Source organism: Bradyrhizobium sp. UFLA05-89 (genome assembly GCF_059803475.1).
The window spans coordinates 39674-50363 of record NZ_JBANBA010000067.1; the positions used below are offsets into that span (position 1 = coordinate 39674).

Annotated in this window: 11 protein-coding genes; 8 read left to right on the forward strand and 3 right to left on the reverse strand. The window is 63.2% G+C overall.

The window, feature by feature from the left end:
* Window positions 1-59 precede the first annotated feature (59 nt).
* The 4 genes from SO139_RS28810 to SO139_RS28825 all read left to right on the forward strand — a co-directional run bounded on the left by SO139_RS28810 (window position 60) and on the right by SO139_RS28825 (window position 3252).
* Window positions 60-1862: a sensor histidine kinase gene (locus SO139_RS28810; RefSeq protein WP_449378252.1), complete on the forward strand. Its 1803-nt coding sequence runs from the start codon at window positions 60-62 to the stop codon at window positions 1860-1862.
* Window positions 1859-2338: an HPr kinase/phosphorylase gene (locus SO139_RS28815; RefSeq protein WP_498541041.1), complete on the forward strand. Its 480-nt coding sequence runs from the start codon at window positions 1859-1861 to the stop codon at window positions 2336-2338. Before SO139_RS28810 ends, SO139_RS28815 begins: the two co-directional genes overlap by 4 nt.
* A gap of 177 nt (window positions 2339-2515) precedes the next feature.
* A complete protein-coding gene (locus SO139_RS28820; RefSeq protein WP_011090868.1) occupies window positions 2516-2917 on the forward strand; it encodes a PTS sugar transporter subunit IIA in 402 nt (133 codons plus the stop codon).
* On the forward strand, window positions 2914-3252 hold the full coding sequence (locus SO139_RS28825; protein ID WP_449378254.1) for an HPr family phosphocarrier protein: 339 nt from the start codon (window positions 2914-2916) through the stop codon (window positions 3250-3252). Before SO139_RS28820 ends, SO139_RS28825 begins: the two co-directional genes overlap by 4 nt.
* A 127-nt stretch (window positions 3253-3379) precedes the next feature.
* On the opposite strand, the gene SO139_RS28830 is transcribed toward SO139_RS28825, so the two are convergent.
* The 3 genes from SO139_RS28830 to SO139_RS28840 form a co-directional block, all read right to left on the reverse strand.
* Entirely contained in the window at window positions 3380-5005 is a 1626-nt protein-coding gene (locus tag SO139_RS28830) for a glycosyltransferase family 39 protein (protein ID WP_449378255.1), read from the reverse strand.
* 86 nt (window positions 5006-5091) lie between these two features.
* Window positions 5092-5868 carry a M15 family metallopeptidase gene (locus SO139_RS28835; RefSeq protein WP_449378256.1) on the reverse strand — a complete coding sequence of 259 codons (777 nt, stop codon included), beginning with the start codon at window positions 5866-5868 and terminating at the stop codon, window positions 5092-5094.
* Window positions 5865-7223, reverse strand: coding sequence for a YARHG domain-containing protein (locus SO139_RS28840; protein WP_449378257.1), 1359 nt, complete (start codon window positions 7221-7223; stop codon window positions 5865-5867). The genes SO139_RS28835 and SO139_RS28840 overlap by 4 nt, the downstream gene beginning before the upstream one ends.
* Before the next feature lie 146 nt (window positions 7224-7369).
* On the opposite strand from SO139_RS28840, the gene lepA reads away from it, so the two are divergent.
* The 4 genes from lepA to SO139_RS28860 all read left to right on the forward strand — a co-directional run.
* Window positions 7370-9181 (forward strand): translation elongation factor 4, encoded by a 1812-nt coding sequence (lepA, locus tag SO139_RS28845; protein ID WP_474800703.1) that lies wholly within the window; start codon window positions 7370-7372, stop codon window positions 9179-9181.
* 191 nt (window positions 9182-9372) lie between these two features.
* Window positions 9373-9894 (forward strand): hypothetical protein, encoded by a 522-nt coding sequence (locus tag SO139_RS28850; protein ID WP_449378258.1) that lies wholly within the window; start codon window positions 9373-9375, stop codon window positions 9892-9894.
* Window positions 9895-10042: 148 nt separating this feature from the next.
* A complete protein-coding gene (locus SO139_RS28855) occupies window positions 10043-10252 on the forward strand; it encodes a hypothetical protein (RefSeq protein ID WP_498541042.1) in 210 nt (69 codons plus the stop codon).
* Between the two features lie 64 nt (window positions 10253-10316).
* Window positions 10317-10690, forward strand: a 374-nt coding sequence (locus SO139_RS28860; RefSeq protein ID WP_498541043.1) for a transposase, incomplete at its 3' end; no start/stop codon positions are given.

The following is a 10690-nucleotide window of genomic DNA, read 5'->3' on the forward strand; positions in this document are numbered from 1 at the left end:
TCGGTCTCGGCTAAGATGCGGGACCAATCGCACGACCAGTCCTAACGCGGGCGTAAGCATTGCTTGACCGGACACAGCCTGATTCCAGCCTGAACGCCGAGGATGTCGTGTCCACGGGCGTTCAGGACTATTCGGCTGAGGAGAAGCAGGTCGCGCAGGGCTGGCGGCCTCTGAACTGGCTGAAGCGCGCCGGACAGTTCTTCTTCGCTCTCTCTTTCTCGAGCCTGACCCGCCGCATCGTCTCGCTGAATCTCGCCGGCCTCGTCGCGCTGGTCGCGAGCATCCTTTACCTGTCGCAGTTCCGCGCCGGCCTGATCGACGCGCGCGCGCAGAGCCTGTTGGTGCAGGGAGAGATCATCGCGGGGGCGATCGCGGCCTCCGCGACGGTGCAGACCAACGCCATCACCATCGACCCCGACCGGCTGCTCGACCTCAAGCTGGGCGACAGCTATAGCGGGTCGGACGACTATTCGCCGCTGGATTTCCCGATCAATCCGGAGCGCGTGGCGCCGGTGCTGCGCACGCTGATCTCACCGACCAAGACGCGCGCGCGGATCTACGATCCCAACGGCATCCTCCTGCTGGACAGCCGCAACCTCGAGAACGTGCTGCGATACGACCTGCCGCCGCCGTCCGAGAAGCCCGGCATCCTCGAACGCGGCATGACCTCGGTGCGCACCTGGCTCAACCGCGGCGACCTGCCGCTCTATCGCGAGCTCGGGCCCGAAAACGGCAATGGCTATGACGAGGTGGGTGACGCGCTGAAGGGCCAGAAGCGGTCGATGGTGCGGGTCAATTCGCGCGGCGAGGTGATCGTCTCGGTCGCAGTGCCCGTGCTGCGCTCGCGTGCCATCCATGGCGCCTTGATGCTGTCCACCCAGGGCGACGATATCGACCAGATGGTCACGGCCGAGCGGCTGGCGATCCTGAAAGTCGGCGGTGTCGCAGCCGCCGTCATGATCATGCTGTCGCTGCTGCTCGCAAGCACGATCGCTGGTCCCGTCCGGCGCCTCGCCGACAGTGCCGAGCGCGTCCGTCGCCGCACCAAGTCCCGCATCGAGATCCCCGACTTCACTCGCCGCCGCGACGAGATCGGCCATCTCTCCGGCGCGCTGCGCGACATGACCAATGCGCTCTATCGCCGCATCGAGGCGATCGAGATGTTCGCCGCCGACGTCGCGCACGAGCTGAAAAACCCGCTGACCTCGCTACGCTCGGCGGTCGAGACCTTGCCGCTCGCGCGCAACGACACCAGCCGCGCGCGCCTGTTGGAAGTGATCGAGCACGACGTGAAGCGGCTCGACCGCCTGATCTCGGATATTTCGGATGCGAGCCGGCTCGATGCCGAACTGCAGCGGCAGGATGCTATCCCGGTCGATCTGCGGCGGTTGCTGACGACGCTCACCTCGGTCGCCAACGAGACCAAGCTCGGCCACGACGTCGCGGTCGAAACCCGATTCGAAGGCCGCGGCCCGACCGACGGCCTATCCGTAACCGGCCACGATTCGCGGCTTGGGCAGGTCATCTCCAACCTCTTGTCGAACGCGCAGTCCTTCTCCGAGCCGGGCAACAAGGTGCGCATGACCTGCCGCCGCGTGCGAACCGAGATCGAGATCTTGGTCGACGATGACGGCCCCGGCATCCGCGAGGACGCGCTGGAGCGCATCTTCGAGCGCTTCTACACTGATCGCCCGCATCAGGGCTTTGGCCAGAACTCCGGCCTCGGCCTGTCGATCTCCAAGCAGATCATCGAGGCCCATGGCGGACGCATCTGGGCGGAGAATCGCGTTGGTACCCCGGACGCCGACGGCGAGCCCACGGTTGCCGGCGCACGCTTCCTGGTGAGGCTGCCGGCGCTATGAGCGAGGACAGCGCTAGCGTCCACGCCTCCGCGGTCAGAATCGGGAATAAGGCTGTGCTGATCCGGGGGCCCTCGGGCGCCGGTAAATCGCGCCTTGCCTTCGATTTGATCATGGCGGGCCGCGCCGGGATGGTCGAAAGGGCCGTTTTGGTGGGCGACGACCGTGTCCATCTGGCGACAGTCGGCAACGAAATTGTAGTCCGCCCTGCCCCCGTCCTGGCCGGCCTGATCGAGATCCGGGGCCTCGGCATCCGCCGCTGCGACTTCGTGGAGCATGCGACTGTCGGCCTCGTGGTCGACCTCGCTGCCCCTGATGCGGAGCGCCTGCCGTCGCCAGAAGCCCTGAAAACCAACATTTCCGGTGTTGAATTACCGCGAATCCCGGTCGGAGTGGGTCACCAGGCCCTTCCCCTGGTTGTCGCGGCCTTGATCACTACCAAGAGTTCATCTCCGTTAACCCTTCGGGCGATTGTTTGAAGGGAAATGGTAACCATATGAACCCCACTATCGCGACCGAATAGATCGGCGCAGCTCCCCTCATCCATCCGTCTAGATTCAGGGAGATACGCAACATCCCCTCTTGCGCGGGGGCTCTGGATGGTCAAAGTGGCGCGTTCGTGCGGCGCACCAAAAGCGCCCGCGAGGAGTTTTCCGATGATTGGTCTAGTACTTGTGACCCACGGGCGCCTTGCCGACGAGTTCAAGGCAGCGCTTGAGCATGTCATGGGCCCACAAAAGCAAATCGAAGCGATTACGATCGGTGCCGAGGATGATTCCGATCTCTGTCGAAGCGACATTATCGAAGCGGTTAATCGCGTCGATTCCGGCGACGGCGTTGCGATCCTAACCGATATGTTCGGCGGCACGCCGTCCAACCTTGCAATATCCTGCATGAGCCGACCCAAGGTCGAAGTGCTGGCGGGCATCAATCTCCCAATGCTCGTGAAGCTCGCCAAGGTGCGCGAGGAGCGCGCGCTGCCCGACGCGATCGCGATGGCCCAGGAGGCCGGCCGCAAATACGTCACCATCGCCAGCCGCGTGCTCGCCGGCAAATGAGCGACGACGCGCCACTCGGAAGTGAGGCCAGTCCTCCTGCGGGAACTGGCGTGCCCGAAGGGGCGATCTCCAAAGAACTGCTGATCATCAACAAGCGCGGCCTGCACGCGCGCGCGTCTGCAAAGTTCGTGCAGGCGGTGGAACGCTTCAACGCGCAGGTCTGGGTGACGCGCGGCGGCGAGACCGTCGGCGGCACCTCGATCATGGGGTTGATGATGCTGGCCGCAGGGCCCGGCACGACGATCACCGTTTCAGCCAAGGGCGATGACGCCGAGGCCGCGCTCGCCGCGATCACCGAGCTCGTTGAAAGCAAGTTCAACGAGGAAGGGACGTAGCGGCTTCAGCGAATGAAGCTGCGTAGGGTGGGCAATGCGAAGCGTGCCCACCACTCTCCAACTCTCGACAGAAGTGGTGGGCACGGCGCTTCGCACCTTCGCCCACCTTACAGCTTGCGGCGAAGAGTTACCCTCCCGGCGGCGCGATGTAGACGTTCCACGTCATCGCAGGGCCTGCCTTGCCATGGGTGAAGCGGCGCGTCGTCATCACGATCCGCTCGGCGTTCGGCGCGGTTTCCTTGACCCATTTGTCGAAATCGTCCGCGCGGCCGTCGGTGGGATCGAACACGCCGATGAAGCCGAGGCGCTTGACGTCCTCCGCTGCGGTCAGGCCGGAGCTCCAGGCTTCGTGCGGCGTGAACGGGCTCGGATGATCGGGGCTGTAGAATGCCATCGGCTGGATGGTTTCCATGGTGCCGGCGACGATCGGCCAGCGTGAGCCGAAGCGGGTGCGCCACGCCTGCGTCAATTCACGCGCGAGCTCGGAGCGCGCGCCATAGGTCGCGGTGTTGCCGGCATTAGCGGCCATTTCGCGCGCGGCAATCCAGGGCGAAGCGGCGAGCGTTGCCAGCGACAGCACGAGCCAGATCGCTGCAACGTTGAACAGGCTCGCGCGCTGCACGCGCAGCGCCGGGATCGAAACCAGCGCCAACGGCACCAGGAAGAACAGCGAGATGCCCCAGTCCGTCTTCATGTAGATGCCGAAGGCGAGCGCGCCGAGCGGCGGGCCGACCGCGACGATGATCTGGATGATCCAGATATTCAGCGCCTGCGAGACGTTGACGCCAGGATTGTCGCCGCGCGCCCAGGCGCGGCTGACGATCGCCAGGGGGGCGCGCAGCAGCAATCTCCACCACGGCGGCACCAGCGCCATCGCCAGTGCCGCCAGCGCCACCGGGAGTGCGAGCAGTGCGAAATTATGCAGGGCGTAGCCGCGCACGAGATCGTTGATCTGCGCGCGATCGCTGAGGCTGTAGGTGTCGCCGGCATAGGTCAGCGGCACGAAATGCGCGTCAGCCAGCCAGATGCCATGCGGGATCATCGCGACGAGCAGCGTTGCGATTGCAACCCATGGCGCCGGCGAGGCCAGGAATCTGACGCGATCCGGATGGATCAGCGCGGCAAGGCCGATGGCGCCGATCATGGTCAGCACCCAGTATTTCGTCATCAGCGCGAGCGCCCCGGCGAGCCCGAGCAGGACGCCGGATTGCCAGCTCCGTTTCTCGAACGCGTTGAGATAGGCGAGCACGAGGAGCGGGAGCGTGACGAGTTGCAACAAATCCGGGTTGTACTTGAAACCCTTGAAGTTGAAGATCGGGTAGAGCGCGGTCATCACCAGGACGAGGAATGCGCGCCGGGCGTCGACCACACGCAGCGCGATCAGCCAGCAGATCACCATGCCGAGGCTGACGGTCACCATCGCGAGCGCATAGGTCGCCCAATCCATCGGCGGAAAGACCATGAACCAGAGGCCTGCGATCCAGCCCGACAGCGGCGGGTGCTTGCCGTAGCCGAGCAGGAATTTCTGACCCCAGGCATAGGCTTCGGCGACGTCCATGTGAACGTCCTGCGCGGCCTTCAGATTGATCAGAATGAAGGTCCACACCACCGCATGGAGGACGGCGAGCTGGATCACCAGCCACAGGCGGGTTTTGGGATCGGTGGCGCTGGCGACCAGCCGGGCTACGAGCCGCCTCGGGCTCAAACCGCGCTTCGCGTGCGTTCCGGCGGGCAGGATCGAAGTCGTCGACATGGGTCGTTGCCTAGCGCGTTTTGCGCTTTAGTGAAATCAGCTTGGCGTGAATGAGAACCGCTGAACGCGCCTTTGGCGCGGAAAAGTTATCGAGAACCACCAACCAGGAGTTCCGGGCGGTATTCGAAATGCATGGTGTCGTAGTGATACCATTTTCCGCCCCAGATGAATCCGTGGCGTTCGAAGATGTCGACGATCTCCCGCGGCATCCTGTTCTTGTAGGGAACGGACTTGCTTCGGCCCGCCCACAACCAATAGTCGGAGTATCGCAAGTTCAGATCGATTGCGGCGGCATAGCCATGCATGCTCATTCTTCCGGTGTCGGCGACGGGCCGGCACGACAGGACGCCCGCAATGGGAAAGGCGGCAGCCTTCAGCGCGGGATCGAGCTTTTCGATCTCCGCTGACACCTCTCTGAGCCGATCGGCGACGCCATTGATCCGCGTCACCCGGATCGTCTTTCCCCACGACCGGGGCAGCCAGACGACGGTGACGAGATTCCGCTGGACCTCGCCATTGTGGCAATCGCCATACATCTTCTTGAAGAACGCCTCGTTCCGGAACCTTCCGGGATCAGCGTTCAATGCAGGGGGCGCGGAAGCGCCGACAGGATAGGGCAAACGCAGCTGGTCGAGAATGGAGGCATTGCGTAGGCGCTGATCAAAAGACTTGTCGTCGACACCATCGTCCACGGGCATGGTCGTGCCATCACGCCAAAGAATGTGCTTGCCGTCGTGGCTCGACAGAGCTTCGGGATAGGCACGAACCAGCCGATCGAGCAGTTCGGTCCTGGTTTGGGCCTTCGCAGGCGCGGGTGCAAGCAGGAGAACGATGAGGACGCGGGCCGCCCGCGACGCGATCATCGGTGCTTGCCGGCCTGATCGAGCAGCGCGATGTTGGCCTCCTCGATCGAATTGAGCTTGGGATTCCATGTATTGGGCGAATACCACGGGAAGCGCTCGAAGCGGGCTTTCAGATCCGCCGACTCGAAATAGCGTCCCCGTCGCGCAAAGATCTCGTTGCGCGCAAGGCGTAGCTCGTCGTTCGAAAGCCCGCGCAGATCGGCGGGAGTGAGCAGGCGCCGGTCCGAATCGGGAAAGATGAAACCGTTTTGAGTCGGTCCGCCGGATTCGTAACGCTCGATCAAGGCAACGTTTGCCTTCTCGACGGCGTTCAGCTGAGGGTCCCAGGTGTGGGGCGCGTACCAGGGGAACATTGAAAACCTGGCCGTCAGATCTGGCGAGTTGAAGTAGCGCCCTCGCCGCGCAAAGATTTCGTTGCGCGCAAGGCGCAGATCATCCTTGCTCAACGTCCTCAGATCGCTTTCGTCAAGCAGGCGTGTATCCGAATCCGGAAAAAGGAAGTCCGATTGTGTCCTCGTCACGGAAGGCGCGGAAGACGGAAGGTTGGAAGGCGGCGGCACGACCGTCGCCGGCACATCGACCGTCGCGACCTGGGCTGCTGGGCCGCCGGAGAAGTAGAACGAGCCATCGATCGGGGAGGTGGAAACCCAGGGTTGCTGCGCGCTTCCGGTCGCACGCTTCACTGAGAGTCCCACCTGATTGAACGTCTGCAGCACATCGAGCCCGGGCCGCTGCATCGTTTCGACCAGCGCCCGCGTATAGGGGCTGTGGCCATCACTCCCGTCGAGCGCAACGTTTCCAGGCTGCGTCGCATAGGAGAGCAGCGTTCCCTCCGGTGCGCGGATTTGCGCCAGGCCGCCGTCCGACCCACGCAAGCCGCGACCGCCAAATGGATTGTTCCTGCAGGCATCGAGGATGACGATGTTCAGCTTGGTACCTGCTCCGTCCATCTGTCGAAGCACCAGCGCAACATCGACCATCTGGAAATCGACGTCTGTCTCGCGGGCTGGGTTCGCCGTAACCGGCACGAGATAGTTCGTTCCGCGAATCTGGATGCCGTGCCCGGCGTAATAGAACAAGGCGACGTCGGCACCGATCAATTGGCTGCCGAAGTGCTGGACCGCGTTGTCGAACCCCGCCTTGTCCAGCTCGACCTGGGCGGTGCCGCCGACCAGCGTGAAGCCGAGCCGTTGCAACGTATCGGCCACCAGCAGCGCGTCGTTCTTCGGATTTTCAAGCCGCGGCACGCTCTGGTAGGCGGAGTTGCCGATGACGAGGGCTACGCGCTTCTCCGCCGAGGCCGGGGAGGTAAAAGATGCGGCAAATACGAGAATGCAAAGAATTTTCCAACGCATGGCCCGCCTCCACCATTGAAAGCTGCAAAAATAGCAGAGGCGCCGCCTGAAATCGATGGGTTGAAGGTTTGGGAAGCCCTGAGCGATCCCCCGGCAGATCAAGGGAATGGTTGCCGCACGGGGATGTGAGTGGTATCCCGCGCCCCATGACGACCGCCCCCATTTCCAACATCCGCAATTTCTCCATCGTCGCCCATATCGACCATGGCAAATCGACCCTGGCCGACCGCCTGATCCAGATGACGGGCGGCCTGTCCGAGCGCGAAATGGCCGGCAAGGAGCAGGTGCTCGATTCCATGGATATCGAGCGCGAGCGCGGCATCACCATCAAGGCGCAGACCGTCCGGCTCTCGTACCGCGCCAAGGACGGCAAGGATTACATCTTCAACCTGATGGACACGCCCGGCCACGTCGACTTCGCCTACGAGGTCTCGCGGTCGCTGGCGGCCTGCGAGGGTTCCCTGCTCGTGGTCGACGCCAGCCAGGGCGTCGAGGCGCAGACGCTCGCCAACGTCTACCAGGCACTCGACAACAATCACGAGATCGTCCCGGTCCTGAACAAGGTCGACCTTCCGGCCGCCGAGCCGGAAAAGATCAAGCAGCAGATCGAGGACGTCATCGGCATCGATGCGTCGGATGCGGTGATGATCTCGGCCAAGACCGGCCTTGGCGTGCCCGATGTGCTGGAGGCCATCGTCACCCGCCTGCCGCCGCCGAAGGGCGACCGCGACGCGACCTTGAAGGCGCTGCTGGTCGACAGCTGGTATGACGTCTATCTCGGCGTCGTCGTGCTGATCCGTGTCGTCGACGGCATCATGAAGAAGGGCAGCCGCGTCCGCATGATGGGCACGGGCGCCGCCTACGACGTCGAGCGCGTCGGCTTCTTCACGCCGAAGATGCAGCAGGTCGACGAGCTCGGCCCCGGCGAGATCGGCTTCATCACCGCCGCGATCAAGGAAGTCGCCGACACCCGCGTCGGCGACACCATCACCGACGACAAGAAGCCGGTCGCTGAGATGCTGCCGGGCTTCAAGCCGGCGATCCCCGTGGTCTTCTGCGGCCTGTTCCCGGTCGATGCCGACGACTTCGAGACGCTGCGCGCCGCGATGGGTAAGCTGCGCCTGAACGACGCCAGCTTCTCCTTCGAGATGGAGACCTCTGCCGCACTGGGCTTCGGCTTCCGCTGCGGCTTCCTCGGCCTCTTGCACCTGGAGATCATCCAGGAGCGGCTGTCGCGCGAGTTCGATCTCAATTTGATCGCGACCGCGCCGAGCGTCATCTACAAGATGAAGCTGACCGACGGCGCCGAGATCGAGATCCACAACCCCGTCGACATGCCCGACGTGGTCAAGATATCGGAGATCGACGAGCCCTGGATCGAGGCCACGATCCTCACGCCGGACGAATATCTCGGCAGCGTGCTAAAACTCTGCCAGGACCGCCGCGGCTCGCAGAAAGAGCTCACCTATGTCGGCTCCCGCGCGATGGTGAAGTACGACCTGCCGCTCAACGAGGTCGTGTTCGACTTCTACGACCGCCTGAAATCGGTCTCCAAGGGCTACGCCTCGTTCGACTATCATCTCACCGACTACAAGCCGGCCGATCTCGTCAAGATGCAGATCCTGGTCAACGGCGAGCCGGTCGATGCGCTCTCGATGCTGGTGCACCGGACCCGTGCGGAGGGCCGCGGCCGCGCCATGGTCGAGAAGATGAAGGAGCTGATCCCGCAGCACATGTTCCAGATCCCGATCCAGGCGGCGATCGGCGGCAAGGTGATCGCGCGCGAGACCGTGCGCGCGCTGCGCAAGGACGTCACCGCAAAGTGCTACGGCGGCGACATCACGCGTAAGCGGAAACTTCTGGAGAAGCAGAAGGAAGGCAAGAAGAAGATGCGGCAGTTCGGCAAGGTCGACATCCCGCAGGAAGCTTTCATTGCCGCGCTGAAGGTCGACAGCTGAGGCGGATGAGACGGGGGCCGGCCTGGAGCCGGACAACAAAAACTCGAAAACAACCCCATGCAAAGTAGCCGGCGACGGCCGGCGCGACACCTTCCGATTTTACGAAATTCGATTGACACGTCGGGCAAATCACCGGCATGATGGCATCATCGCGACCCGTGGAATCGGCAGAGTCCTGCTGGGGGAAGACGATGCATCGCTCGATCAACGTGATCGCGGCTATAGGCCTTGCACTTGGTGGCGCCCTGGGAATGGCGGGGGCCATGGTCACGCAACAGAACGTGCAGGGGATTCTGTGGGCGATCGACGGCTCGGGACTCGTGATGGCCGCAGCACTGCTCGCCACAAAATACTTTCGGGCAGGGCATGACGTTGTCGCCGGCGGCTTTCTGGTTTTTGCCATCGGCGAGGGCATCATCATGCTTTCAGGCCCTGCGGCAGGTGTTGCGGGCAGCATCCCGGCGTTTGCCGCCGGCAGCGCTCTTTGGGGGACAGCGCTTCTCCTCATCAGCATTCCCGGGCTGTTCGCCATGCCAATCCGAATCCTTGGCATCGTGAGCGCGGCCCTGTTCATCGTCACCGCGGCGAGAATTTTCTGGGGTGAGCCGCTAGAGCCAACGTCCATACCGTTGCCGACCTACGCCTATCCCGTGCTGGTCGCGACCTTCGCCGGCTGGATCTGGACACTCTGGCGAGAAATCGACGGCAAATAGCGTAGCGCGTTAACAGCGACACGAAGTGGGTCGCCGAGCCCTGCTTTATTTCGTGGGCTGGTCGAACCCGAACCGAAATCGACGACACTATTCCTCTGCGTATCGTACGGCCACGCCCGTCCTGGCGTCGCCCCGAGGAAGGTCTGTCATGCGGAAGCGAAACTGGCGTTTGATCGCCGTCGGCGTGGTGCTGCTGGCTCTCGCCGCGCTGTTCTTTCTGTCCATGCGGGACATGACACCCTGGTCCAACAATCCTGTCGTCCTGATGCGCACGGTCGGCGAAGTCTCCGGTGCCGTCGGCGGCCTTAGCATCGTCATGATCATGTTCGGGTTGATCGGCCGCAAGGCGCCGGCCTGATAGCACTACTTTGGCAGATCGTTGATTTTGCCGTGCTTTATAGGATTCCCGAATCAATTTTTCAATGATTCATGGGTGGTCGGCTCTTGGAGGGCTGACCATGGCGGGATGGGAAGACGAACTTGAACGCTGGCTGATGCCGTTCTTGGACCGGCTGGGTCATAAGACTCGGCAGCGGATGTGTCCTCTGTATGTTGCGGGACTGATCGGTCCTGGCGATCGCAAGAGCGTTCAGCCGATGGCGGAGCGCCTTGCCACGGGCAACTACGACCAGCTGCACCATTTCATTGCGGACGGTGTCTGGGACACGACGCCGCTCGAGACAGAGCTGCTCAACCAGGCGGACCGACTTGTCGGCGGTAGGGATGCGGTGCTGGTTATTGATGACACCTCACTGCCGAAGAAGGGCGAACGCTCGGTTGGTGTTGCGGCTCAATA